The following is a 24,579-nucleotide window of genomic DNA, read 5'->3' as shown; positions in this document are numbered from 1 at the left end:
GTCACTGGGTCAAGCTGACCGGTATCGGTGGGTGTTTAGCGAAGAATGTCCGTTCAGGTTCCGCTGCCCGCCGCCGATCGCGTCCAGGTCGACGAGGGGTGGTGCGGTGTCCGAGCATGGTGACGGTCCTCCGGTCCCGCTCCTCGGTCGGCACCGGGCCGGCGGCGGTAGCTACCGGCGGATGATCGGCGTCCACCGTGCTCCCGGCTCCGCCGGGCCGCACCGTGGCTACCTGTTCACCGTCGCCCTGCTCGCCGGGGCCGCCTCGATGCCCGTGCTCGCCGCGATCAGCAGCGGATCAGCCACCGTGGGCAGCACCGCCCTCCCCGGCGGCGGCACCCCGTTCCTGCCCACCCCCTCGGTCGGCCCGGTGGTCGTCCCGGCGCCCGCCACCGGCCAGCCGGCCCGGCCGCCGACGGCCCCTACCGGCGCACCGACCCCTCCCGCGCCGGCCACCACCCCGGCGCCGGCCACCGGCCCCGCCCACCATCCCGCTCCACCGCCCCGGGCACCCGTCGCCACGGCCCCGCCGATCCGCCGGACGTCCGCGCCCGACGGCCCGTCCCGCCCGGCACCCACCGCCGTGCCGAGCGTGGACCCGAGCCCGAGCGCCGTACCGACGACCACCTGCTCCGGGCCGCCACCGGACCCGTCGCCGACCGCCGCGCCCTCCGGTGGCCCGACGCCCGAGCCGACACCCGACCCCGAGCCCACAGCGGCCCCCGAGCCGACGCCCGGCCCCACCCCCACGCCGGGGTCCACCGTGCCGGTCGACCCACGACCCACCGTCACCGTCACCCTGGTTCCCACCGCGCGCCCCCGGCCCTCCGTGACGGCGGTCCCGGCCGGCACCCCCCGCGCCCGGGACGGAGCACGTCCGGTGCGCCGGATCGGCCCGGCCCCAGCCCGCCTCCCGGCCCCGGCCCGCCTGTGGTCCCCGGCCGCCGGGCCGCCCGCCGCCCCGGCCCGCCTGTCGGCCCCGGCCGCCGGGCCGTCCGCCACCCCCGCCCCCGCGCCGCAGGCACCCGCCGTACCCGCGTCGGCCGGTGACGACCGCGCGGCCCCGGAGGGTACGGCGACCGTCGGCGCCGCGGGCTGAGCGCGTCGCCGGTGTGGCGCGGACGCCGAGACCCGTCCCGCCGGCCGACGGGCGCGGCGACCCGGGTGGCCCGGTGGGTGACCGAGGTGACCGCGCCGGCCGTGCTGGTCACCGGGCTGACCGTGCTGATCGGCTGGCACGGTGCGGGTGGATTGCGGGGCTTGGGCTGGGGGCTGCTCGCCACGGTCTTCGCCGCCGGTGTCCCGTGCGCGTACATCCTGGGTGGGGTACGGCGGGGCCGGCTCACCGACCGGCACATCGGTCGGCGTGAGCAGCGCCGGGTGCCGCTGCTCCTCGGTCTCGCCTCGGCCGCCGCCGGGTTGGCCCTGCTGGTGCTGCTCGGTGCGCCGCGTGCGCTGCTCGCCCTGGTCACCGCCGGGGTGGTCGGCCTGGTGGTGGCGGTGTCGGTCAGCCACTGGTGGAAGATGTCGATCCATGCGGCGGTGGCCGCCGGCACACTCGTGGTGCTGATGCTCACCTTCGGCCCCCGGCTGCTGCCCGCCGTGCCGCTGCTCGGCCTGGTCGGCTGGTCCCGGGTGCGGCTGCGCGACCACACCGTCGCGCAGGTGGTGGTGGGCGCGCTGGTGGGCGGCCTGGTGGCCGGGCTGGTCTTCGGCACGCTCTCCTGACGCCACCACGCCACCACGCCACCACGGCCTCAGGGGCTCAGGGCTCAGGGCTCAGGGCTCAGGGCGGAGCATGGGCGGGTGCAGCCGGGTGGCCGGACCCCGGCGGAACAGCTGGGCCGGACGGCCCCGGTCACCCTCGGTGGCCCGGCCGACGGGGGTGACGAAGCCGGGGGTGCCGGTGACCTTACGGTGGAAGTTGCGCGGGTCCAGCCGGGTGTCCCAGACCGTCTCGTAGACCGCCCGTAGCTGGGCCACGGTGAACTCGGCCGGGCAGAAGGCGCTGGCCAGCGGGGTGTACTCCAGCTTCGCGCGGGCCCGCTCCAGGCCGTCGGCGACGATCCGGTCGTGGTCGAAGGCGAGCTGTCCGGGGGCGAGCCGGGTGACCGGCAGCCACTCGGCCGAGGCGGCGTCCGAGCCCGCCACCGGAGTGGGCAGGTCGGGGAGCAGGGCCAGCCAGGCCACGGTGACCACCCGGCCGCGCGGGTCGCGGTCGGGCCGGCCGTACGTGCCGAGCTGCTCCAGGTGGCCGGCCGGCTCGGGCAGTCCGGTCTCCTCGGTCAGTTCCCGGACGGCCGCGTCGGGCAGGTCCTCGTCGATGCCGACGAAGCCGCCCGGCAGCGCCCACCGGCCCCGGTCCGGCGGGATGCCCCGGCGGACCAGCAGCAGGTGCAGCTCCTCGGCGCGCACGGTGAGCACCACCAGGTCCACCGTCACGGCGAAGGGCGGGTACTCGCTCATCTCTTTATCACCACCTTGACGATAACCTAGCAGAAGGTTTATCGTCGTGAGGACGAAAAAAGGGAGGGTGCGAGACATGGCCGACGTGACGAGACGACTCTTCCTGCGCCACCTGCGCGGAACCCCGACCAACTGGGTGCGCCTGCACGTCGGTGGGCGGGTCCGGCGGGAGGGGACCGGTCAGTCCTTCTGGTACCGGCCGCTGACCGCCGTGCTCAGCGAGGTGCCGGTGGACGACCGCGAGCTGCCGCTGCTGTTCCACGCCCGGACCGGCGACTTCGCCGACATCACCGTCCAGGCCACCGTGACCTACCGGATCGCCGACCCGGCCCTGGCCGCCGGCCGGCTCGACTTCTCGGTCGACCCGCGCACCGGCAGGCCCCGGTCCCGCCCCCTCGACCAGGTGGCCAAGCTGCTCGCCGAGCTGGCCCAGCAACCCGCGCTCGACCTGCTCGCCCGGGTGCCGTTGGCCGAGGCGCTGACCACCGTCGCACCGGTCCGTGAGGCGGTCTCCGCCGCGCTCGACGCCGAGCCCCGGCTCACCGACATCGGCGTCGCCGTGGTCAGCGCCCGGGTGGTCGCCGTCCGGCCCGAACCAGAGCTGGAACGCGCCCTGCAGACCCCCACCCGGGAGGCGGTGCAGGTGCAGGCCGACCGGGCCACCTACGCCCGCCGGGCGCAGGCCGTCGAGCAGGAACGCGGCATCGCCGAGAACGAACTCCAGAACAAGATCGAGCTGGCCCGGCGGGAGCAGCAGCTCGTCGAGCAGCACGGGGCGAACACCCGCCGCCGGGCCGAACTCGACGCCGCCGCCGAGCTGGCCACCGCCCACGGCAAGGCGGAACGGGAACAGGTCGCCAACGCCGCCGCCGCCGACCGTGCCCGGGTGCTCGCCACTGCCGAAGCGGAGAAGGAACGCCTGCTCGCCGGGGGCGCGGCCGACCGCGAGCGGGTGCTCGCCCTGGCCAAAGCCGAGACGGTACGCGCCGTCGGCGCCGCCGAGGCCGAGGCCGAGGCGGCGAAACTGGCCGCGTACGCCGAACTGCCGCCGGCGGTGCTGCAAGCCCTCACCGTCCGGGAACTCGCCGGTCAGCTCCCGCAGATCGGCCAGCTCACCGTCACCCCGGACCTGCTGGCCGACCTGCTCGGCCGGCTCACCGGGCCGGGCTCGACAGGTGACCGGTGAGCGGCAGTCTGCCCCCCCGGGTGGTGGTGGTCCGCCGCGCCAGCGAGCTGGACGACCTGCTCGCCCGGCACGGCACCCGGGCGGCGGCCCAGTGGTACCTGCGCGCCCGGGGGCGGGACCTGGCCGAGGTGATCGACCGGCACGAGGCCCTCCAGGCGGCGCTGACCGCCGTCGCGGCCGCCGTCCCCGCCGAATGGCGACGCGGCACGGTGGACCGGGACGACCTGCCCCGGTTCCTGTTCGGCCCGGAGGACGTGGTCGTCGCCGTCGGCCCGGACGGCCTGGTCGCCAACGTGGCGAAGTACCTCGGCGGGCAGCCCGTCGTCGGCGTCGACCCGGAGCCGGGCCGCAACGCCGGGGTGCTGGTCCGGTGCACCGGCGACCAGGTGGCCGCCCTGCTCCCGGCGGTGGTCGCCGGCACCGCGCCGCTGCGCCACCGGGTCATGGTCCGGGCCACCCTCGACGACGGGCAGGAGCTGGTCGGCCTCAACGAGGTGTACGTCGGACACCCCTCCCACCAGTCGGCCCGCTACCTGCTCGACGTGACCGGGGACGGCCGACCCCGCAGGGAACGGCAGTCCTCCTCCGGGGTGGTCGTCGGCACCGGCACCGGGGCCACCGGCTGGTGCGCCTCGATCGCCCGGGGCCGACCGACCGGCCCGGCGCTGCCCGCCCCGCAGGAGGCGGCCCTGTGCTGGTTCGTCCGGGAGGCGTGGCCCTCCCCGGTCACCGGCGCCGACCTGGTCGCCGGCCGCCTCGACGGCACCGGCGCGCTGGAGCTGACCGCCGAGTCCGACGGCCTGGTGGCCTTCGCCGACGGGCTGGAGGCCGACCGGCTGACGCTGCGCTGGGGCCAGCGGATCCGCCTCGACGTCGCCCCCGGCCGGCTGGCCCTGGTCGAGCCGTAGACCGGTCAGGGGCCACGGGACACGCAGCGCGCCGTCAGGCCCCGGGCGTCACCGGGCGCGCGGGTGTCGTCGGGTGCACGGGTGTCGTCGGGTGCTCAGGGGGTGTCGTCGCCGAGGCGTTGCCGGTTGGCCTCGATCCAGGCGTCCAGGGCCACCGGGTCGTCCGGGTCCACCCCGTCGGCCATCAACTGGGCCACCGCCGCCGTCGCCGGGCTGCGCCGCTCACCGGTCGAGTAGAGCCGGGCGAACTCCGGCACCAGCTCCTCGATCGCCTCGTCGGTCTGGATGCCGGCCCGCTCGGGCAACCCCCGTCGCCGGGCCGCGAACGCCGCCCAGGCACGCAGCACCCGGGGCAGCAGCGCTGCGTCGTCCATGTCCAGCACGGCCCGCCGGTGCACCCAGTCGAGCAGGAACAGCCCGGCCACCGCCGGGCTCCACCGCAGCGGGTCGGCGTCCGGGAAGCTCGCCGAGTGGTCGAAGAGCAACCCCAGGCAGAAGTGCAGCGAGGCCAGTTCGGCGTCGCTGTCGAGGGTGTTCAGCCCGTGCCGGGCCGCCGCGGGAGAGGCCAGGAAGGCGCGGACCAGCGCGGTGCGCTCGTCGGTGTCGAGCGGCTCCGCGGGCCAGCCGGTGGTGTCGGGGCTCGCCTCCGGCAGGACCGCCAACCGCGCCCCGACCAGCGCCCGGTCGGTGGCGAGCGACCCCTCGGCGGGCAGGTCGCCGAGGTCGTCGGTGATCGCCAGATGGCGGCCCACCTCGCCGTGCATCCGGGCCGGGTCCTCCTCGCGGAACCAGGTCAGGTCGTCGTCGGCGCACATCTGCCGGACCTGCTCCAGGATCCGCTCGGCCGGCCCGCCGACGAAGACGTCCTTGGCGATGCCGATGTTGTGGTCGACCAGCGCGACCAGGGCGTGCTCCGGGCCGCCCGTCGCGTCGTCGTAGGCGAAGGTGGCCAGGTAGGAGGTCTGGTCGCCGTACACGTCGCCGTACGCCCAGGTGCCGGTGAGGTGGACCCGGCCGAGCTGACCGGCCCAGGCCGGGGCCTGCGCACCGGGGCGGACCTTCGCCGCGCCCTCGGCATCGGGGACCAGCGCGGCGAAGACCTGGCGGATGGTGGTGGCGGCGGCCGTGCGGCGGCGGGAGGTGGCGGCGAGGAAACCGGAGACGAAGTCCCGGACCGCCGTCTCCCGGTCGGTCTCGGCGATCGCGTAGACGCTGCCCAGCAGCGCCGTGCCGAGCATCTCGGCGTCGAGCGCGCAGTCCAGCCTGGTCACGTCGCGGGCCGCGGAGAGCACCGCGTCGTAGGGGGTCTGTGGCGTGGCCATGGCACGACCCTACGCCGCCGTGCCGCCCCGGACACCCGTGCCGACGGTGGCGTTCGGTGGCGATCGGCCGGGCGGTCACCGGCGGGCGGTACCCGGCGGCCCACGCCCGGCCGCAGGCCGGTCACCGGGCGGCTTCCTCCCAGGCCTGGCGGGCGAGGGCGTACCGGTCGAGGATGGCCCGGACCGGAACGAGGACGTACTCCGCGCCGACCCGGGCGACCTCGTCGGTGAGCCGCTGCTCGGCCCGCCGCCGGGCCCGCCGGGCCGCCCAGCGGACCACCGGTCGGGTCACCGCGGCCAGCAGCAGGCCGGCGAGCAGGCCCCCGAGGAGCAGCACGGTGGGCAGCGGGGCGTCGCCCACCCGGGGGTACTCCAGGGCCGGCAGCCCGAGGGCGCGCAGCGCGTAGCCGAGCACCAGCCAGCCCAGCCCGGCCACGGCGGCGAGGGTGACCAGCCACTGGAGCGCACCCACCAGCCGCCACCAGGCCGGCCGGCGGTCCATGCCCAGGTCGGTGCCGGCGACCGCCCCGTCCAGCGCGTCCGGCAGGTCGGCCAGCCTCGACCGGGCGGCGGCGGTCACCGCGACCGGCCACGGGGCCGGCAGCCGCTCGCCGGACCGGTCGGCGACCGCGCGGATGGCCAACCCGAGAGCGGACTGCTGGGCGGCCGTCGGGTCGGGCACCGAGGTCGCCGCGAGCAGGGGCTCCGCCGGTCGCTGCGGGTCGGTCTCCGGGCCGGGCAGGTGCAGCCGGCGCAGCGGGTCGGGACGCAGCCTGCGCCACCCGCGTACCAGCGGCCAGCCGGTGGCACCACCGGCCCGGTGCCGGTACGCCCCCTCGACCGCGCCTGCCACCGTCGGCACCCCTGCCGCGTCGGCCAGCGCGCGGTCCAGGACCCGGACCGTCGCGGCGTCCGGGACGTGCCCCGGGGCCTCGACGGCGACGAGTTCGCCCAGCGTGGCCACCACCGCGTCGGCGTCACCGGAGAGCCGGCGCAGCGCGGCCTGCCGGTCCGACACCGCCCGTTCCAGCGCCTCCCGCAGCCCGGTCATCCCGGCGGGCTCGACCGCCGTGGTGGCCAGCAGCGGCACCCCGTCGAGCCCGTCGACGTCGAGCAGCCGGCGCAGGTCGGCCAGCACCCGGGGCAGCTCGGCCGGGGGCAACCGGTCGGCCTGGTTGAGCACCACCACGGTCACCTCCCGGTGCCGGTGGAACTCGCGCAGGTAACTCGTGTGGACCACCCGGTCGGCGTACTTCTGCGGGTCGACCACCCAGACCACCAGGTCGACCAGGCCGAGCAGCCGGTCCACCTCCAGCCGGTGGGACCGCTGCACCGAGTCGAAGTCGGGCAGGTCGAGCAGGATCAGCCCGTGCAGGGCGGACTCGTCGTCGCCGTCCAGTGCGCTCTCCCGGACGAACCGGTGCCGGGGCAGCACGCCGACCCAGTCGAGCAGCCGGTTGCCGCCGTCCAGCGGCCCCCAGACGCAGGCGTGCGCGACACCGGTGGTGGGGCGGCGCACCCCGACCGGGGAGAGATCCATCCCGGCCAGGGCGTTGAACAGGCTGGACTTGCCGCTGCCGGTCGCGCCGGCCAACGCCACCACGGTGTGGTCCCGGGACAGCGACAACCGGGTGCCGGCCCGTTCGACCAGGGTGTGTGCACCCACCAACTGGGTGTCGGGCACCTCGCCGTCGACCGCGTCGAGGAACCGGCGGACGGCGTCCAGGCGGGTCACCAGGGCATCGGCGTCGACGCGGCGGTCACCCCGGAGCGCCCCGCGCATCCGGCCGACGATGTTGGTCAACGGATGCCGTCCTCGGAGGTCGGGGTCGGTGTCGGCAGGGCCTGGCCGGACGGGTCCGCGAGGCCGCTGTGGTGCCGGGCCACCTCGACCCGGCCGGCGGCCCGGCGCAGCCCGGCGGCGTCCTGCGCGCCGGGCCGGGCCGCGTCGGTGCGGGTCAGGTAACGGGCCGCCTCCTCGTCGAGCAGCGCGCGGACCCGCTCCAGCAGGTCGCCCCGGGCCTTCGCGGCGAGGGTACGCACCGCCTGGTCACCGAAGATCGCCTGGAGTACGGCCTGCGCGGCGACGGTGGTGCCCGCCCCGGTGGCCACCTCCAGCCCGGTCGGGATGAACGCGGTGGAGGCGAAGACGGCGATCATCACGGCCAGCCCGGTGGCGTTGACCGCGTACGCGGCCGTCCGGGCCACGAACCGCCGGTCGCCGCCCTCCTCCCGAACCAGCTCCAACACCGCGCGCTGCCAGTCCCGGACCAGCCGCTCGGCCCGTTCGGGCAGGTCGGCCCCGGCGTGCGCCAGCGGCGGGTCGAGCAGTGCGGCCCCGGCCGGGTGGGCCTTCCAGGCGGTGTAGGTGTGTTCCGCCGCCTCGGCGGCGACCCCGCGCAGCAGGGTGACCAGCTGCGACTCGATGGCGTGGCGCAGCTCGGTCGCGGGGGTGGCGGGCCGGCCGGTGACGGCGGCGACGAGCCGGTCGCGCAGCCGGCCGATCCGGGCCTCCAGCGTCCGGAAGAACTCCCCGGTGCCGACGAACTCCTGCCAGCGGGCGAGCACCTCGCCGCGGAGCAGCCGGCCGTCCTTCAGCCCCTCGGCCACCGTGCGGTGCGCCCCCTGGTAGGCGGCCCGGACCCGATCGTCGAGCGCGTCGGCGGCGGCCACCTGCTCGTCGGCCGCGTCGGCGAGCGCCTCCACGGTCGGGTGCAGCGAGGCGAGCGCGCCGTCCAGGGTCTGCCGGACCACGGCGGCGCGGGCGTCGGCGTCGGCGGCGAGCCGGGCGAACCAGGCGCCCAGGGGCGCGGTGACCCGGTCGGGCAGCAGGCCCTGGCCGTCGACCCAGGTCTCCGGCAGCACGAACAGCGGCGCCGCGCCCAGCTCCTGGGCGGCGAGCATCTCGGACAGGTGGGCGGCGATCTCGTCGGCGGCCTCGGGGGGCACCCGGTCGAGCACCATGGCGATCGCGGCCCCCCGGGAGCGGGCGGTGCGCAGCAGCTCCCACGGGACGGCGTCGGCGTACCGGGCGGCGGTGGTGACGAAGAGCCAGAGGTCGGCGGCGGCGAGGAGCTGGCCGGCGAGGGCCCGGTTGGCGTCGACCACCGAGTCGATGTCGGGGGCGTCGAGGAAGGCCAGCCCCGGTGCGAGCGCGGGGGCGGTGACCAGGTGCAGCGTGCCCGGGTCCTCGCTGGGCTCGTTGGTCCGGGTGAGGCCGGGCAGCAGCTCACCCTGGCGGAACCAGGCGGAGTCGGCCGGGTTGCAGACCAGCACCGGGGAGCGGGTGGTGGGGCGGAGTACGCCGGCGGCGCTCACCCGGGCCTGCACCAGGCTGTTGACCAGGGTCGACTTGCCGGCACCGGTGGAGCCGCCGACGACCACCAGCAGCGGGGCGTCGAGCCGGGCGAGCCGGGGCAGCAGGTAGTCGTCGAGCTGGTCGGTCAGCGCACGGGCGGTGTGCCGGGCCGGTTCGGCCGAGGGCAGCGCCAGCGGGAACCGGGTCGCGTCGATCGCGGCCCGCAGGCCGGTGAGGGCGGCGGGCAGGCCGTCCCCGGTGGGTCCGGTCGGCGTCTCGTCGATCTCCGGCGGCCCGGTGCGGGCGGCGACGGTGGGCGCACCGGACCGGGTGGCGGGATCGCCGTGCGTCGTCACCGCTAAAGCGTGCCCGACCGAGGCAACAGAGACAACCGGAGGGTAGTAACGGACAGGTTGCGTCGGGTCGGCTCAACTCGACTTGCGCTTTGGCGATCCCGTGGCACTATTGAGTCAAGTTCACTCAACTTGTGGTGCGGTCGCTGCGGGCGACCCTCCCGGGCAGGCCCTCCGACCTGCCCACCCGTAACGAAGCGAGGAAGCGAAGATGGCACGTGCGGTCGGTATCGACCTCGGCACGACGAACTCCTGCGTCAGCGTTCTCGAGGGCGGTGAGCCCACCGTCATCGCCAACGCTGAGGGCTCGCGGACGACCCCGTCGATCGTCGCGTTCGCCCGTAACGGCGAGGTGCTCGTCGGTGAGGTCGCCAAGCGCCAGGCGGTGACCAACCCGGACCGGACCATCCGGTCGGTCAAGCGGGAGATCGGCACCAACTGGACCGTCGACATCGACGGCAAGAAGTACACCCCGCAGGAGATCTCGGCGCGCACGCTGATGAAGCTCAAGCGGGACGCCGAGGCGTACCTGGGCGAGCAGATCACCGACGCGGTGATCACCGTTCCCGCCTACTTCAACGACGGGCAGCGCCAGTCCACCAAGGAGGCCGGTGAGATCGCCGGCTTCAACGTGCTGCGGATCGTCAACGAGCCGACCGCGGCGGCCCTGGCCTACGGGCTGGACAAGGGCTCCAAGGAGCAGACCGTCCTCGTCTTCGACCTGGGCGGCGGCACCTTCGACGTGTCCCTGCTGGAGCTGGCCGAGGGCGTCGTCGAGGTCAAGTCGACCAGCGGTGACAACCAGCTCGGCGGCGACGACTGGGACCAGCGGGTCATCGACCACCTGGTCAAGACGTTCCGGGGCGAGCACGGCATCGACCTGGCCCAGGACAAGATGGCCCTCCAGCGGCTCCGCGAGGCGGCCGAGAAGGCCAAGATCGAGCTGTCCGCGGCGGCCACCACCAACATCAACCTGCCGTACATCACCGCCGGCTCGGCCGGCCCGCTGCACCTGGACGTGACGCTCAGCCGCGCCGAGTTCCAGCGGATGACGCAGGACCTGCTGGACCGCTGCAAGGGCCCGTTCGAGCAGGCCGTGAAGGACGCCGGCGTCAAGATCTCCGACGTCGACCACGTGATCCTGGTCGGCGGCTCCACCCGGATGCCGGCCGTGACCGACCTGGTCAAGCAGCTCACCGGCCGCGACCCCAACAAGGGCGTCAACCCGGACGAGGTCGTCGCCGTCGGCGCGGCCCTGCAGGCCGGTGTGCTCAAGGGCGAGGTCAAGGACGTCCTGCTGCTCGACGTGACCCCGCTGAGCCTGGGCATCGAGACCAAGGGTGGCATCTTCACCAAGCTCATCGAGCGCAACACCACCATCCCGACCAAGCGCTCCGAGGTCTTCACCACGGCCGACGACAACCAGCCGTCGGTGCTGATCCAGGTGTTCCAGGGCGAGCGCGAGATCGCGGCGTACAACAAGAAGCTCGGCACCTTCGAGCTGACCGGCCTCCCGCCGGCGCCGCGCGGCGTGCCGCAGGTCGAGGTCACCTTCGACATCGACGCCAACGGCATCGTCAACGTGCACGCCAAGGACCTGGGCACCGGCAAGGAACAGAAGATGACGATCACCGGCGGCTCCTCGCTGCCGAAGGACGACATCGAGCGGATGCGCCGGGACGCCGAGGAGCACGCCGACGACGACAAGCGTCGCCGGGAGGAGGCCGAGGCCCGCAACGTGGCCGAGGCGCTCCAGTGGCAGACCGAGAAGTTCCTCGCCGAGAGCGGCGACAAGCTGCCCACCGAGAACCGGGACCAGCTCAACGAGGCCCTCGGTGAGCTGCGTGGCGCGCTCGGCGGCCAGGACATCGAGAAGATCAAGGCGGCCCACGAGCGGCTGGCCCAGGTCTCCCAGCAGGCCGGTTCGCTGCTCTACGCGCAGCAGGCCGAGCAGGGCGAGCAGCCGGGCGAGGCCGGTCCGGGCGCGGGTGCGGCCGGCGCGGGCGCGGCCGGTGCGGCCGGTGGCCCGAAGGCCGGTGGCGCGGACGACGTGGTCGACGCGGAGATCGTGGACGAGGACAAGAAGTGACGGTCCGCACCGGCACCGCACAGGGATCGAGGTAGTCGTATGACGGAGAAGCCACGAGCCGCCGACCCGGGCGCCTCCGGGCCGGCGCCGGGTGGCTCCGCGCCCGCCGACGACGGGCCGCGGGTCGTCATCCGGGACGATCACCAGCTCGGTAGGACCGAGGACCCCCCCGCCGCCGCCGACGCCGGGGCGGACGTCCCGGCCGAAGGGCTGGTCGAGGAGGCCGAGGTGGTGGTCGACGAGATCGAAGCCGAGGCGACCACGCTCGACGACCCGGCGCCGACCGGCCCGCCGGTGGTGGACGCCCCCGCCCAGCCGGTCGACGGCAGCGCGACGGGCTCGCCGCTCGGCGCCGAGTTGGAAGCCGTCCGCGGCGAGTTGGACGAGCGGACCCGGGACCTGCAACGGGTGTCGGCCGAGTACGCCAACTACCGCAAGCGGGTGGACCGCGACCGGGGCGTGGTGCAGGAGCAGGCGACCGGCTCGGTACTCGCGGCGCTGCTGCCGATCCTGGACGACCTGGACCGGGCCCGGGAGCACGGCGACCTGGTCGGGCCGTTCGGCACGGTGGCCGAGCAGCTCACCACGGCGCTGGGCAAGTTCGGCCTCACGCCCTTCGGCGAACAGGGCGACCCGTTCGACCCCACCCGGCACGAGGCGGTCGCGCACCAGACCTCACCGGACGTCGAGGAGCCCACCTGCGTGCAGGTGATGCGCCGGGGGTACCTGCTCGGCGAGCGGCTGCTGCGGCCGGCGATGGTCGCGGTCGCCGACCCGGAATAGTGCACGGCCATCCGGTCGCCCCGCCCGCCGTCCCCGGCGGGCGGGGCGACCGGGCCACATCTCACTCAAGGGGGTGGACCGGTGAGCTCCAAGGACTGGATCGAGAAGGACTTCTACGCCACGTTGGGCGTGGAGAAGTCCGCCTCCTCTGACGAGATCAAGAAGTCGTACCGGAAGCTGGCGCGGGAGTCGCACCCGGACCACAACCCCGGCGATCCGCAGGCCGAGGAGCGGTTCAAGGGCGTCTCCGAGGCGTACGCGGTGCTCGGCGACGACACCAAACGCCGCGAGTACGACGAGATGCGCTCGCTGTTCGGCTCGGGCGCGTTCCGCCGGGGCGCGGGTGGTGCGGGTCAGCCCGGCGGCGTCCCGTTCGACGTCTCCGACCTGTTCGGCGGCGGCGGTGGCGGGGACACCCGGTTCGGCGGCGGCGGCTTCACCGACCTGTTCAGCTCGATCTTCTCCGGCGGTTCCGGTGGCCCCGGTGCGTCGCGGGCGCGGGGTCCGGCCCGGGGCCGGGACGTGGAGGCCGAGGTCGCCCTCGACTTCGGCGACGCGGTCCGGGGCGTGACCCTGCCGTTGAGCCTGCGGGCACCCGGGATCTGCGACACCTGTCACGGCAACGGCGCCAAGCCGGGTACCCAGCCGACCACCTGCCCGGTCTGCCACGGTGCCGGAGTGACCACCCGTGACCAGGGGTCGTTCAGCTTCTCCGAGCCGTGCCGCAACTGCCAGGGCGTCGGGACGATCGTCGAGGAGAAGTGCCCCGAGTGCCGGGGCACCGGCGGGGTCACCAAGACCCGCACGCTGAACGTCCGCTTCCCCGCCGGGGTGGCTGACGGCCAGCGCATCCGGCTGGCCGGGCGGGGCGAGCCGGGCCAGCGCGGCGGGCCGGCGGGTGACCTGTTCGTCCAGGTGAAGGTCCGCCCGGACGAGCTGTTCGGGCGTACCGGCGACGACCTGACCCTGGTCGTGCCGATCACCTTCGCCGAGGCGGTGCTCGGCACCGACCTGCGGGTGCCCACGTTGGACGGCGCGGTGACCCTGCGCGTCCCGCCGGGCACCCCGTCCGGGCGGGTGCTGCGGGCCCGGGGCAAGGGTGTGGTCCGGCGGGACGGCCAGGCCGGCGACCTGCTGGTCACGCTGGACGTGGTGGTGCCGGCGACGGTGTCGGACGAGGCACGGGCGGCCCTGGAGTCGTTCGCCGCCGCGACGCCGCCGGCGGCCCGGGAACATCTCGACGCGCGGGTGCGTCGGGTCGGTTGACCGGTGGACGGGTGCGGAGGTGAGTGGGATGTCGGACGGGTTCGTCGGTTCGGGTGACCCTGCCTACGAGGCCAAGGTGCTGATGATCTCGGTCGCGGCACGGATGGCGGGCATGCACCCGCAGACGCTGCGTCAGTACGACCGGCTCGGCCTGGTGCAGGCCGGCCGGGCGGCCGGTGGCGGCCGACGCTACAGCGTGCGCGACGTGGTGCTGCTGCGCGAGGTGCAGCGGCTCAGTCAGGACGAGGGCGTCAACCTGGCCGGGGTGAAGCGGATCATCGGCCTGGAACGCCTGGTGGAGCAGGCCCAGCAGCGGGTGGCCCGGCTGGAGGCGGAGCTGGATGCCGCGTACCGGCGGATCGCCGAGCTGGAGACGCTGGCCAGCGGTTTCTCCCGGGGTGACCTGGTGCCGACCAGCCGCACCTCGACGGCGCTTGTCGTCTGGCGTCCCCGCCGTACCCCCGGCCGCTGACCGCCGGCCCGCCCGGTGTGCCGGGTGGGCGCGGCGGTGCCCCGGTGCCGGACGCCGCCGTGTCGTGGTCGGCGGGCTGGACGGGTGGGCGTGGTGCCGGCGGGGATCGCGGATTCCGCAGCGGCACGGCGGCTGCTCCGCTAACCTCTCAATCAGGACCGACCGGATAATCCGGGCTCCGATGGCGGGGGGAACCGTGGCGGAATCGGCGAAGAAGGTGGCCCGGCAGGCCGAGAAGCGGCTCGACAAGGTGGCCGAGAACGTCCGGGAGCAGTTCGACCGGGTCACCGGGGGCAAGTTCTCCGACACGGTGAAGAACGGCAGGTTCGCCGACCCGGCCGACCGGGGCGTGGACCGGGGGCGGGCCGAGGAGCGACACCGGGACCAGGGCGGATCGGAAGGCTGACGATCCGCCGACGTGCGGGCCGGGATCCACGGGGGATCCCGGCCCGTTCGCCGTCCTGTCGCCCGATCACCCGCCTACCCGGACGACTCGCCCGCTGGGCCTCCGTAGATTGCAGAGAGTAACTTTCCGTAAGGTTGCCCATCGTGACCGAGGCGGCTCCCCCTGCCTGTCACCCTGCTCCGCTTTGCTCTGCTGCCATCGCGGCACCACCCGATGTGGCCTGCAGTTGAGCATTGAGAGCGCTCTCTGCTCGCATCAAGGTGCAGCTACCCATCGTGACTGTCGCTGTCAGGGCGGCAGAGCAAAGGGTGCGGGGGTGGATGGTGGGGGTGGGGCCTCGATGGCACTGCGTGATGGGCCGGAGTCGTCGTACCTCGCCGGGTCGCACAGTGGCCGCGGGGAGGGGGACGACGTGATCGCTCCGGCGCTTCGCCACCCCGGCCGGTCGCCGGTGGAATGCGAAGGCGCCGGTACGACCGGAGGGGCCGTCGTCGGTGCCGGGCAGCCGACCGCCGCTGCGGCCGGGCCGGGGTGCCCGCTCAGCCGAGGCGGCGGTTGTCCCGGACCAGGCCGCCCTCGCACCAGTCGTGGTAGGTGAAGAGTTCCTGTCGGGCCAGCAGCACCCGGCTGTTGTGCGCCCAGTTGCGCACCAGTTCGTCGCCGTCGCGTTCGGCCTGCTCCACGAGCTTGCGGAAGCGCCGCCGGGGATGGGCGCGGAAGTTCGTCCGGATGCCGTCGGCCGCGTAGATGTAGAGGCAGTGCAGGGCGAACCGGCGGGCCGGACAGGCCGGATCCATGGCCAGCTCGAAGAGGGTGGACACCAGGTGGTCACCGGCGACCAGCAGGTCCCAGTCCTGTGGTAGGGAGGTCAACGGCACCGAGTCGGGTTGGTAAGCCCAGGCCCGCAACTCCGTCGGCGACGGGTCGACGGGGTTGGCGAAGCCGCGGAACGTCGGACCCTGCGCGTTCACCGGCAACCTTCCGCTCGCAGCCGCGGGGCGCCTCCGGCCACCCGCGGACCCTGGCTTGCTGGGGCGCAACGCTAGCCGCCGCCGCCCGGCCGGCGGAAGACCCCGCCGGGCGCAATTATGCAACGGAGTCCCTGGCCAGGCCGCCCAACAAGTCGACCTGGCCAGGGGATTCTCACTCGGTGGCGGGGACCGGCCGGGGATGCTGGGCGGCGATCCGTCGCCGGAGCCGCTGCTTGAACCAGCGCATGTCGGGCAGTCGGGCGAGCATCGGCCCAGTGATCACGGTGATCAGCACGTACGCCGTGGCGAGCGCCGCCAGCTTGGGCTCGACGGTGCCGGCGGCGACGGCGAGACCCGCGATGACGATGGAGAACTCGCCACGCGGCATCAACGCGAAGCCGGCCCGCCAGCGGCCGGGCTCGGCGATCCCGGCCCGTCGGGCCGCCAGGTAGCCGGTGAGCAGCTTCGTCCCCATGGTGACCACGGCCAGCACGATCGCGGGCAGCAGCACCGGCGGCATGTCCCGGGGGTCGGTGACCAGGCCGAAGAAGACGAAGAAGACCGCGGCGAAGAGGTCCCGCAGCGGGGAGAGCAGCTCGGTGGCGTGGTGCGCCACCGGCCCGGACAGGGCGATGCCGACCAGGAACGCCCCGACGGCGGCGGAGACCTGGAGCCGGGCGGCGATGCCGGCGACCAGCAGGGTCAGGCCGAGCACCCCGAGCAGCAGGGCCTCCGGGTCCTTCGCCGAGAGGGCGGCGGAGATCAGGTGGCCGAAGCGGATGGCGACCACCAGCACGACCACCACGGTGAGCACCGCGATGCCCAGCGCCATCCCGCCCTTGACCAGGCCCACGCCGGCCAGCAGCGCGGTGACCAGCGGCAGGTAGAGGGCCATCGCCAGGTCCTCGATCACCAGCACGGAGAGGATGACCGGGGTCTCCCGGTTACCGACCCGGCCGAGGTCGCCGAGGACCTTGGCGATCACCCCGGAGGACGAGATCCAGGTGATGCCGCCGAGCACCACGGCGGCCACCCAGCCCCAGCCGAGCAGCAGTGCGAAGCCGAAACCGGGCAGGGCGTTGAGCGCCGCGTCGATCAGGCCGGCCGGGGCCGCCGAGCGCAGATTGCCGACCAGCTCGTTGGCGCTGTACTCCAGGCCGAGCATGACCAGCAGCAGGATGACGCCGATCTCGGCGCCGACGGCGAAGAACTCCTCGCTCGCGGCCAGCGGGAGCAGGCCACCGTGGCCGAACGCGAGACCGGCGAGCAGGTAGAGGGGGATGGGGGAGACGCCGAACCGGCGGCTGAGCCGGCCGAGCAGCCCGAGCAGGAGCAGGAGCGCGCCGACCTCGATGAGCAGGGTCGTGGTTTCGTGCATCCGCCTCAGCCGTCCGGGTCACTGTCGGCGAGGATGGCGGTCACCCCGTCGAGACCCTGCCGGGTACCGACCACGACCACCACGTCACCGGCCGCGAAGCGGAAGGTGGGATCGGGCGAGACGTTGACCTCGCCCTGCCGGAGCACCGCCACGATCGAGGCGCTGGTGCGGGTGCGTGCCTTGGTGTCACCGAGCCGCTTGTTGACGTACTTCGAACCGGCCGGGATGGCGATCTGCTCGGTGAGCAGCCCGGCCGCCTGGTCGCGCAGACCGGAGAGCTGACCCAGCATCAGCGACGCGCCGAGGATGTCGGCCAGCGCCTCGGCCTCGTCGTCGGTGAGCGGGATGTCATGCTGGCAGGAGTCAGGATCATCCGGGTCATAAAGGACAAGATCGCGGCGGCCATTGCGGTGGGAGACCACTCCGAGCCGACGTCCGGACTCCGTCATCAGGTCATGACGTACGCCGATTCCCGGTAGGGCGGTCTGTTCGACACGTACTCGCACGGACGAGAGGCTATACCCTGCGCCCAAGCTGGGCCTGCTGGACGTCTGCCCTGCTCGCGCCGCCCTCACCCACCGCCACCGCCCGTGTCCACCCACCCCTCGACGGGTCACCCCGCCCGCTGCGCCCGCCCATTCGGTCAACCCCGCCCCGCCGGGTCAACCACGCCCCGCCCGGTCACCCGCCCCCGCCGCTCCCGCCCCGCCCGGTCGCTGCGCCCGCGTCCACATGTAGATCTTGGAAGTTTTCGGCCCCCAGGGGGGCCGTTTGCTACCAAGATTCACTCCGACTCGGCCCGATTGGCGGGCCGGTCGGATCAGGACGTGGGTTTGCGCGGTGTGACGTAGGTTCCCTTGCCCTGGTGCCCTTCGATCAGGCCCTCGGCCTGGAGGATCAGCAGTGCGGAGCGCACGGGTTCGGCGGACACCTCATAGTGCGCGATCATTTCACGCAGGGACGGCAACTTGTCGCCCGGCGAGTACTCGCCGGAGGCGATCTTGTCGCGGATGTCTTGGGCGATGCGCTGACGGTCGGAAACTCGGGGCATGGCGGCAACTCCTGGTAGGCCCCAAGATCCTCCCATGGCAGGACGCGACCCGCCAAGACTTCGCGTGCTTTGCATGGTGAGTGGTTGTCTTCAAATGGTTTGCATTGTATGTTGCTTCGGCGGGGCCTTCAGCGGAAAGCCTGGTAGGCAAACCGGCCTCCGGTTGGCATCCGTGGGCTGGCACGACTGGTTCGACAAGCGCACCGGTCGTGCCAGCCCTGAACCTGTCGATCAGGTGAAGCGGCTCTGTCGTCGTACTGCCGAGCAGGGCTGCGGCGGCAGGGCGGGCGGCCCGGTCGGACCGGTATTCCGACCGGGCCGCCCTTCCACCCTGTCACCACCGCACCGACCCCTGTCACCACCGCACCGACCCCTGTCACCACCACGCCGATCCCTATCGCCACCGCACCGACCCCCTCGCACCACGCCGATCCGTCGGAACAGCCGACCGTCCAGGAGAAACCGTGATGACAGATCCACTCGTCGAGGCCGACGGTGCGGGGTCCGATCCCGTTCGACACCGCCATCGGGCCGATGTTGCTCGTGTCCGGGACGACGGGTTGCCGGGCGCCGCTCCGGCCCTCCGCGCCGACGGGGGGCGGCGGGGATGACCGGGCGGTACGTCGTGCACCTGCCGGTCGTCGCCGCGGATCTGGAGCGGGCCAGGATGCTCGCCCGGACGGCGGCCCGCTCGCTGGCTTTCCTCGCCCACGTCGACCCCGGCGAGACCACCGTCTCGGCAGAGGACGATCAGGGGGTACGCCACCGGGTCTTCTGCGACGTCCGGCTGGAGACCGGCCGCCGGTGTGTGCTGCGGGCCGACCACGAGACGCCCTGCACGTCCCGCCTGCCCCGCCGGCCACCGAACGCCGTCCGTCACCGAGGAGTGTGACCCACGCCACGTTGGCAGAGTTGAGTGGAATAGGCTCAACTCTGGTGGTGTCTCTTACTAGTGGACACGCCGATCCCGGGGGAGCCCATGAACACGGAACGACTCACCACCAAGAGCCGCGAAACCATCACGGGTGCCGTCGCGCTGGCCAACCAGCGTGGCCACGCCACCGTGGAATCCTGGCACCTGCTGTCGGCCCTGCTCGACACCGACGGCTCGACCGCCGCCGGCCTGCTGCGCGCCGTCGGTGCCGAACCCGCCGAGCTGCGCCGGGTCGCCCAGCGCGCGGTCGACGCGCTGCCCGCCGCCCGTGGTTCCAGTATCGCCGAGCCCACCCTGGCCCGCGAGTTCGTCAACGCCATCGGGGCCGCCGAGCAGATCGCCCGGCCGCTCGGCGACGAGTACACCTCCACCGAGCACCTGCTCGCCGGCCTGGCCCGGGTGGGTGGCGCGGTGTCCGACGCGCTGAAGGCCGCCGGGGCCACCGAGGAGAACCTGGTCGCCGCGTTCCCCACCGTGCGTGGCGGGGACCGTCGGGTCACCACCGCCGACCCGGAGCAGACCTACCAGGCGCTTACCAAGTACGGCGTCGACCTCACCGCCAGCGCCCGGGACGGCAAGATCGACCCGGTGATCGGCCGGGATTCGGAGATCCGTCGGGTGATCCAGGTGCTCTCCCGGCGTACCAAGAACAACCCGGTGCTGATCGGCGAGCCCGGCGTCGGCAAGACCGCGATCGTCGAGGGCCTGGCCCAGCGGATCGTGGCCGGTGACGTGCCCGAGTCGCTGCGCGACAAGAAGCTGGTCTCGCTCGACCTCGGCGCGATGGTCGCCGGGGCGCAGTACCGGGGTCAGTTCGAGGAGCGGCTCAAGTCCGTCCTGGAGGAGATCAAGAACTCCAACGGCCAGGTCATCACGTTCCTCGACGAGCTGCACACCGTGGTCGGCGCGGGCAAGGGCGAGGGCTCGATGGACGCCGGCAACATGCTCAAGCCGATGCTGGCGCGCGGTGAGCTGCGGATGGTCGGCGCGACCACCCTCGACGAGTACCGCGAGCACATCGAGAAGGACCCGGCCCTGGAGCGTCGCTTCCAGCCGGTGCTGGTCGGCGAGCCGACCATCGAGGACACCATCGGCATCCTGCGCGGCCTCAAGGAACGCTACGAGGTGCACCACGGCGTCCGGATCACCGACGCCGCCCTGGTCGCCGCAGCGTCGCTGTCCGACCGGTACATCACCGACCGGTTCCTGCCGGACAAGGCGATCGACCTGGTGGACGAGTCCGCGTCCCGGCTCCGGATGGAGATCGACTCCCGGCCGGTCGAGGTGGACGAGATCGAGCGCGCGGTCCGCCGGCTGGAGATCGAGGAGATGGCGCTGGCCAAGGAGCCCGACGCCGCCTCCGCCGAGCGGCTGGAGCGGCTGCGCAAGGAGCTGGCCGACAAGCGTGAGCAGCTCACCGCGCTGTCCGAGCGCTGGCAGACCGAGAAGAGCCACATCGCCAAGCTCTCCACCGCCAAGGAGGAGCTGGAACGTCTCGGCGGCGAGGCCGAGCGGGCCGAACGCGACGGCGAGCTGGAACGCGCCGCCGAGCTGCGCTACGGCCGGATTCCGGCGCTGAAGGCCGACCTGGCCAGGGCCGAGGAGGAGCTGGCCCGGCTCCAGGCCGACGGCGCGATGCTCAAGGAGGAGGTCGGTGCGGATGACATCGCCGCCGTCGTCGCCTCCTGGACCGGCATCCCGGCCGGCCGGCTGCTGGAGGGCGAGACCGCCAAGCTGCTGCGGATGGAGGAGTCGCTGGGCGGCCGGGTGGTCGGCCAGGCCGAGGCCGTCGGTGCCGTCTCCGACGCGGTACGCCGAGCCCGGGCCGGTGTCGCCGACCCGGACCGCCCCACCGGCAGCTTCCTGTTCCTCGGCCCCACCGGCGTCGGCAAGACCGAGCTGGCCAAGGCGCTCGCCGAGTTCCTCTTCGACGACGAGCGGGCCATGGTCCGCATCGACATGAGTGAGTACGGCGAGAAGCACTCCGTCGCCCGCCTGGTGGGTGCCCCGCCCGGTTACGTCGGCTACGAGGAGGGCGGCCAGCTCACCGAGGCGGTGCGCCGCCGGCCGTACTCGGTGATCCTGCTGGACGAGGTGGAGAAAGCCCACCCGGACGTCTTCGACATCCTGCTCCAGGTGCTCGACGACGGTCGGCTCACCGACGGCCAGGGTCGTACGGTCGACTTCCGCAACGCGATCCTGATCCTGACCTCCAACCTGGGCTCGTCGGTGATCAGCGACCTGACGCTCGCCGAGGAGCAGCGCCGGGAGGGGGTGCTCGCGGTGGTCCGCTCGCACTTCAAGCCGGAGTTCCTCAACCGGCTCGACGACATCGTGGTCTTCGCCGCGCTGCGCGGGGACGACCTGCGGGCCATCGTCGACATCCAGCTCGACCGGCTGCGTCGGCGGCTCGGCGACCGCCGGCTGGCGCTGGACGTCACCGACACCGCCCGGACCTGGCTCGCCGAGCACGGGTACGACCCGATCTACGGTGCCCGCCCGCTGCGCCGCCTGGTCCAGTCGGCCATCGGCGACCAGCTCGCCAAGGCCCTGCTGGGCGGCGTGATCCGGGACGGCGACACGGTGCGGGTCGAGCTGTCCGACGGCAAGGACGGCCTGACCGTCACCGCCGCCTGACCGCCGCACCCGCCGCGCCGACCCCGCCACCCCGCCACCCCGGCGGGGTCGGCCCGTCCACCGCCGTCCTCCCGCTCCCTCTCCCCGCCGACCGCTCCCTCTCCCCGCCCGCCCCGCCCGCCCCGCCCGCCCCGCCCTCCCCGCCCGCCCCGCCCGCCCCGCCCGCCCCGCCCGCCCCGCCCGCCCCGCCCGCCTCCCCGCCCGCCCCGGTGATCAAGAGGTTTACGTCAGGCGAGCGCTTTCCCTGGACGTAAACCTCTTGATCGACCCCGCCGTCGGCCCGCCCGCCCCGGTGATCAAGAGGTTTGCGTCGCCGGGAGCGCTTTCTGGTGACGTAAACCTCTTGATCACCGCGGTTGGGCAGGGGGCTGGGTGCGGGGCGCGGTGGGTTGGGCGGAGGCGCGGTGGGTTGGGCGGAGGAGGGGTGGGTTGGGCGGAGGTGCGGTGAGTGGTAGGGGGCGGGGTGGGTGGTCAGGGGCGCGGCGGGGAAAGGATGGGGACATGTTCGGGATGCGGAAGAAGAGCGGCGATTCGGAGTTGGACGCCGCCGTGCGGGAACTCGCCGAGGCGGACACCGTGGCCTTCGGCGGGGTGGGGTTCGCCGGCACGCTACTGCCGGTGACCGAGGCGTACCGACGGGTCGCCGAGGCGCTCGTGCAGCGCCCCCGGCAGGCCCGCGAACAGGTCGACTGGCTGCTGCGGCACGGCTCGCCCGCCGGCCGGGCCTACGCGGCGACGCTGCTGGAGGGGGTCGGGCGGGCGGCGGGTCGGGACGCCTGGGCGGCGCTGCGCGACGACGATGGAGAGTTCACCACCTTCGACGGCTGCCTGATGGGCACCACCACGCTGGGTGGGTACGCGGCCGACCGGCTGGCCGCCCGACCACCCGACCGGGACACTGAGTAGTTGACCGATCACTCAGGATAGGCAGAGTTTCCCCAGGTGCGCGGGGTGCGCGGGGTTGTTACCGTCTCCGCCGACGCACTTGGGGAGGTGGTCGGGGTGAACGGTCCGATGGCGTACGTCGTGGCGACGCTGGGATGTCTGATCGGGGTCGCCGGGATCGTGGTGGCGGTGGTGGCCCTGCGTAAGGGGCGTAAGCCGACCCGCCCCCCGGCGACGGCGAAGGACCCGTTCCGCGACACCGACTCCGACGCGCTGCGCGGTGACCCCCGCAAGCTCAAGCCCGGCGACATCGTCGAGATCCGCCGGGTGTCGTACGCGGTCCGTGGCTCGGTGCACCTGGTCGAGGGCGGCTGGAGCTGGGCCGAGCACCTGCTGGACACCGTGGAGGGCGACAAGCGCTGGCTCTCCGTCGAGGAGGACCCCGACCTGGAGCTGGTGCTCTGGACGGCCGAGCCGGCCGCTACGGTCACCCCGGGCGCACCCACCCTCGACTTCGCCGGCCGCCGCTACTCCTGGGAGGAGTCCGGCCAGGCCCGCTACTCGGCCACCGGCAGCACCGGCCTCGACCCGTACGGCACGGTCCGCTACCACGACTACCGGGGGCAGGGCGACGAGCGGCTCTCCTTCGAGGCGTACGGCGAAGCCGGCTGGGAGGTGGGCCGGGGCGAGCGGCTGCACCGCGCCGACGTGATGGTGTACCCGCAGTCCGCACCGGAAGCGCCCTGATCGTGCTGGTGAGCCTGGACGCCCCCTACGTCGACACCTGCGCCGCCGACCTGAGCCTGGCGCTAGGTGGCCCGGAACGCCCCGCGCTGCACGTCCGTGAGCTGACGCTGCCCGGCGGCATCCGGCTGCGGCTGCGCCTGCTCGGTGCCTCCCACCAGGTCGTGCTCACCGCCCCGACCGGCGATGTCGACGCGGCTGGCGGTGCCGTCCCGACCGGGGATGCCGTCCCGACCGGCGGTGCCGTCCCGACCGGCGGTGCCGTCCCGACCGGGGGTGTCGGCGCGGCTGGCGGTGCCGGCGCGAACGCGCCGATCCGACCCGGGGCGGCGAGCACTGCGGGTGGGTTGGTCGAGACGGTCGCCTGCCTGCCCGGACGGTCCCCGCACCTGCCCGGCACTCTGCACGACGAGGCGGGCGGCTACCGGTTCACCGCCTCCGTGCTGCGCCCCGCCGTGGGTGAGCTGCACACCCGGATCGCCACGCTCCGCGCCGAGCTGGCCGACGACCCGTACGCCCTGGTCGGCGTCTTCCCCGGCGACCCGGACGCGGTCACCGCGCTGGCGGTCCGCCCCGACGCGCCGGACGGGTCGGTGCGTTGGCGCACCTGGCACGCGTACCCGCAGACCAACGAACTGGTCCTGACCGAGACGGCGGTGGCCCTCCCACGAGCCCCGCAGCCGCGATTTGAGGAGGCCCCCGTGAGCGTGAGGAGTGAGCCGGGTTTGCGAGCCCCGCAGTCGCGAACGGAGGGGGATCGGTGAGCGTGAGGAGTGAGCCGGGTTTGCGAGCCCCGCAGTCGCGAACGGAGGGGGATCGGTGAGCGTGAGGAGTGAGCCGGGTTTGCGAGCCCCGCAGTCGCGAACGGAGGGGGATCGGTGAGCGTGAGGAGTGAGCCGGGTTTGCGAGCCCCGCAGTCGCGAACGGAGGGGGATCGGTGAGCGTGAGGAGTGAGCCGGGTTTGCGAGCCCCGCAGTCGCGAACAAAGGAGTTCCGGTGACGTACCGACGCTGGTTCGTGGTGGGGGTGGCCTTCGCGGTCATCGGTGCGCTGGTCGCCGCCTTCGCCATCTTCTACGGCAACTTCTCCCCCCGGGGTTACATCGAGGACCGCTACACCCGGGCGGCGAGCCGGGACATCGGGCGGGACGCCATGGCGTACACCTCGAACCGGACCCCGAGCCAGGTGGCGGACGACGTCACCGGCGCCTGGAAGCCGGCCGACCAGTACGTCGACGGCAGCGGCGTCTACCTGCGCTACGACGACGATTCGCTGGTGATCCTGCCGATCGCGGCCGGCTCGCTGATCCTGCTGGAGCGGATGCGTACCGCCTACCCGCGCTACCACTCGACGGTCGGCAACCACTGGGGCTGGGGGCGGGGCAGTACGGTACGCGGCGGCGGCCCCGGCTCCGGCAAGTAGCGCCCACC

General features: G+C 73.9%; 23 protein-coding genes. 15 read left to right on the top strand and 8 right to left on the bottom strand.

Annotated elements, in window-relative coordinates; genetic code table 11:
* Positions 1–106 precede the first annotated feature (106 nt).
* Both GA0070623_RS31425 and GA0070623_RS17760 read left to right on the top strand, forming a co-directional pair.
* A complete protein-coding gene (locus GA0070623_RS31425) occupies positions 107–1,099 on the top strand; it encodes a hypothetical protein (protein WP_067307680.1) in 993 nt (330 codons plus the stop codon).
* Between the two features lie 77 nt (positions 1,100–1,176).
* A complete protein-coding gene (locus GA0070623_RS17760) occupies positions 1,177–1,728 on the top strand; it encodes a phosphatase PAP2 family protein (protein ID WP_231932442.1) in 552 nt (183 codons plus the stop codon).
* Between the two features lie 51 nt (positions 1,729–1,779).
* Here GA0070623_RS17760 and GA0070623_RS17755 read toward each other — a convergent pair whose 3' ends face one another.
* Positions 1,780–2,466 carry an NUDIX hydrolase gene (locus GA0070623_RS17755; protein WP_067307675.1) on the bottom strand — a complete coding sequence of 229 codons (687 nt, stop codon included), beginning with the start codon at positions 2,464–2,466 and terminating at the stop codon, positions 1,780–1,782.
* Positions 2,467–2,542: 76 nt separating this feature from the next.
* On the opposite strand from GA0070623_RS17755, the gene GA0070623_RS17750 reads away from it, so the two are divergent.
* Together GA0070623_RS17750 and GA0070623_RS17745 are read left to right on the top strand one after the other, a co-directional pair.
* The gene (locus tag GA0070623_RS17750; protein WP_067307672.1) at positions 2,543–3,652 is read left to right on the top strand and encodes an SPFH domain-containing protein; all 1,110 of its coding nucleotides are present in this window, start codon (positions 2,543–2,545) and stop codon (positions 3,650–3,652) included.
* Positions 3,649–4,560 (top strand): NAD(+)/NADH kinase, encoded by a 912-nt coding sequence (locus GA0070623_RS17745; protein WP_067307666.1) that lies wholly within the window; start codon positions 3,649–3,651, stop codon positions 4,558–4,560. The genes GA0070623_RS17750 and GA0070623_RS17745 overlap by 4 nt, the downstream gene beginning before the upstream one ends.
* A 95-nt stretch (positions 4,561–4,655) precedes the next feature.
* Here the strand turns inward: GA0070623_RS17745 and GA0070623_RS17740 are convergent, their stop codons facing one another.
* From GA0070623_RS17740 to GA0070623_RS17730, 3 genes are all read right to left on the bottom strand, one after another.
* On the bottom strand, positions 4,656–5,882 hold the full coding sequence (locus tag GA0070623_RS17740) for a hypothetical protein (protein ID WP_067307663.1): 1,227 nt from the start codon (positions 5,880–5,882) through the stop codon (positions 4,656–4,658).
* Between the two features lie 121 nt (positions 5,883–6,003).
* Entirely contained in the window at positions 6,004–7,665 is a 1,662-nt protein-coding gene (locus GA0070623_RS17735) for a GTPase (protein ID WP_084261282.1), read from the bottom strand.
* A 17-nt stretch (positions 7,666–7,682) separates the two neighbouring features.
* Positions 7,683–9,536: a P-loop NTPase family protein gene (locus tag GA0070623_RS17730; protein WP_067307661.1), complete on the bottom strand. Its 1,854-nt coding sequence runs from the start codon at positions 9,534–9,536 to the stop codon at positions 7,683–7,685.
* Positions 9,537–9,744: 208 nt separating this feature from the next.
* On the opposite strand from GA0070623_RS17730, the gene dnaK reads away from it, so the two are divergent.
* From dnaK to GA0070623_RS17705, 5 genes are all read left to right on the top strand, one after another.
* Complete coding sequence (gene dnaK, locus GA0070623_RS17725; RefSeq protein ID WP_089004099.1) at positions 9,745–11,622, top strand: molecular chaperone DnaK; 1,878 nt, start codon at positions 9,745–9,747, stop codon at positions 11,620–11,622.
* 39 nt (positions 11,623–11,661) lie between these two features.
* On the top strand, positions 11,662–12,405 hold the full coding sequence (gene grpE / locus GA0070623_RS17720; protein ID WP_067307656.1) for a nucleotide exchange factor GrpE: 744 nt from the start codon (positions 11,662–11,664) through the stop codon (positions 12,403–12,405).
* 81 nt (positions 12,406–12,486) lie between these two features.
* The gene (dnaJ, locus tag GA0070623_RS17715) at positions 12,487–13,671 is read left to right on the top strand and encodes a molecular chaperone DnaJ (protein ID WP_067307653.1); all 1,185 of its coding nucleotides are present in this window, start codon (positions 12,487–12,489) and stop codon (positions 13,669–13,671) included.
* Positions 13,672–13,699: 28 nt separating this feature from the next.
* A complete protein-coding gene (locus tag GA0070623_RS17710; RefSeq protein WP_067307649.1) occupies positions 13,700–14,143 on the top strand; it encodes a heat shock protein transcriptional repressor HspR in 444 nt (147 codons plus the stop codon).
* Positions 14,144–14,324: 181 nt separating this feature from the next.
* Positions 14,325–14,549 (top strand): hypothetical protein, encoded by a 225-nt coding sequence (locus tag GA0070623_RS17705; RefSeq protein WP_407937940.1) that lies wholly within the window; start codon positions 14,325–14,327, stop codon positions 14,547–14,549.
* Between the two features lie 539 nt (positions 14,550–15,088).
* Here the strand turns inward: GA0070623_RS17705 and GA0070623_RS17700 are convergent.
* The 4 genes from GA0070623_RS17700 to GA0070623_RS17685 all read right to left on the bottom strand — a co-directional run bounded on the left by GA0070623_RS17700 (position 15,089) and on the right by GA0070623_RS17685 (position 17,949).
* On the bottom strand, positions 15,089–15,520 hold the full coding sequence (locus GA0070623_RS17700; protein WP_067307642.1) for a hypothetical protein: 432 nt from the start codon (positions 15,518–15,520) through the stop codon (positions 15,089–15,091).
* Between the two features lie 172 nt (positions 15,521–15,692).
* Positions 15,693–16,898: a cation:proton antiporter gene (locus GA0070623_RS17695; RefSeq protein ID WP_067307641.1), complete on the bottom strand. Its 1,206-nt coding sequence runs from the start codon at positions 16,896–16,898 to the stop codon at positions 15,693–15,695.
* Between the two features lie 5 nt (positions 16,899–16,903).
* Positions 16,904–17,404: a cation:proton antiporter regulatory subunit gene (locus GA0070623_RS17690; protein WP_067307640.1), complete on the bottom strand. Its 501-nt coding sequence runs from the start codon at positions 17,402–17,404 to the stop codon at positions 16,904–16,906.
* A 314-nt stretch (positions 17,405–17,718) separates the two neighbouring features.
* Positions 17,719–17,949 (bottom strand): winged helix-turn-helix domain-containing protein, encoded by a 231-nt coding sequence (locus tag GA0070623_RS17685; protein ID WP_067307637.1) that lies wholly within the window; start codon positions 17,947–17,949, stop codon positions 17,719–17,721.
* Between the two features lie 607 nt (positions 17,950–18,556).
* Here GA0070623_RS17685 and GA0070623_RS17680 point away from each other — a divergent pair.
* The 6 genes from GA0070623_RS17680 (at position 18,557) to GA0070623_RS17650 (ending at position 24,571) form a co-directional block, all read left to right on the top strand.
* Positions 18,557–18,841, top strand: coding sequence for a hypothetical protein (locus GA0070623_RS17680; protein ID WP_067307635.1), 285 nt, complete (start codon positions 18,557–18,559; stop codon positions 18,839–18,841).
* A gap of 87 nt (positions 18,842–18,928) precedes the next feature.
* Positions 18,929–21,520: an ATP-dependent chaperone ClpB gene (gene clpB, locus GA0070623_RS17675; RefSeq protein WP_067307633.1), complete on the top strand. Its 2,592-nt coding sequence runs from the start codon at positions 18,929–18,931 to the stop codon at positions 21,518–21,520.
* A gap of 501 nt (positions 21,521–22,021) precedes the next feature.
* Complete coding sequence (locus tag GA0070623_RS17665; RefSeq protein WP_067315813.1) at positions 22,022–22,426, top strand: hypothetical protein; 405 nt, start codon at positions 22,022–22,024, stop codon at positions 22,424–22,426.
* 96 nt (positions 22,427–22,522) lie between these two features.
* Entirely contained in the window at positions 22,523–23,152 is a 630-nt protein-coding gene (locus tag GA0070623_RS17660) for a DUF4178 domain-containing protein (protein ID WP_067315815.1), read from the top strand.
* A 2-nt stretch (positions 23,153–23,154) separates the two neighbouring features.
* Positions 23,155–23,913 carry a DUF2617 family protein gene (locus tag GA0070623_RS31670; protein WP_089004098.1) on the top strand — a complete coding sequence of 253 codons (759 nt, stop codon included), beginning with the start codon at positions 23,155–23,157 and terminating at the stop codon, positions 23,911–23,913.
* Positions 23,914–24,145: 232 nt separating this feature from the next.
* Positions 24,146–24,571, top strand: coding sequence for a DUF4247 domain-containing protein (locus GA0070623_RS17650; protein ID WP_067309977.1), 426 nt, complete (start codon positions 24,146–24,148; stop codon positions 24,569–24,571).
* Positions 24,572–24,579: the final 8 nt, after the last annotated feature.

The organism is Micromonospora rifamycinica, from assembly GCF_900090265.1.
GTDB lineage: Bacteria > Actinomycetota > Actinomycetes > Mycobacteriales > Micromonosporaceae > Micromonospora > Micromonospora rifamycinica.
The sequence above is the reverse complement of the archived record's forward strand: the minus strand, read 5'-3'. Positions and strand labels throughout refer to the sequence as shown.

Coding starts and splice junctions, on each gene's coding strand:
- clpB (WP_067307633.1), top strand. CDS start 18,929: ATGAACACGGAACGACTCACCACCAAGAGCCGCGAAACCATCACGGGT.
- GA0070623_RS17710 (WP_067307649.1), top strand. CDS start 13,700: ATGTCGGACGGGTTCGTCGGTTCGGGTGACCCTGCCTACGAGGCCAAG.
- GA0070623_RS17735 (WP_084261282.1), bottom strand. CDS start 7,665: ATGCGCGGGGCGCTCCGGGGTGACCGCCGCGTCGACGCCGATGCCCTG.
- GA0070623_RS17680 (WP_067307635.1), top strand. CDS start 18,557: ATGACCGGGCGGTACGTCGTGCACCTGCCGGTCGTCGCCGCGGATCTG.
- GA0070623_RS17750 (WP_067307672.1), top strand. CDS start 2,543: ATGGCCGACGTGACGAGACGACTCTTCCTGCGCCACCTGCGCGGAACC.
- grpE (WP_067307656.1), top strand. CDS start 11,662: ATGACGGAGAAGCCACGAGCCGCCGACCCGGGCGCCTCCGGGCCGGCG.
- GA0070623_RS17695 (WP_067307641.1), bottom strand. CDS start 16,898: ATGCACGAAACCACGACCCTGCTCATCGAGGTCGGCGCGCTCCTGCTC.
- dnaK (WP_089004099.1), top strand. CDS start 9,745: ATGGCACGTGCGGTCGGTATCGACCTCGGCACGACGAACTCCTGCGTC.
- GA0070623_RS17755 (WP_067307675.1), bottom strand. CDS start 2,466: ATGAGCGAGTACCCGCCCTTCGCCGTGACGGTGGACCTGGTGGTGCTC.
- GA0070623_RS17685 (WP_067307637.1), bottom strand. CDS start 17,949: ATGCCCCGAGTTTCCGACCGTCAGCGCATCGCCCAAGACATCCGCGAC.
- GA0070623_RS17705 (WP_407937940.1), top strand. CDS start 14,325: ATGGCGGGGGGAACCGTGGCGGAATCGGCGAAGAAGGTGGCCCGGCAG.
- GA0070623_RS17740 (WP_067307663.1), bottom strand. CDS start 5,882: ATGGCCACGCCACAGACCCCCTACGACGCGGTGCTCTCCGCGGCCCGC.
- GA0070623_RS17665 (WP_067315813.1), top strand. CDS start 22,022: ATGTTCGGGATGCGGAAGAAGAGCGGCGATTCGGAGTTGGACGCCGCC.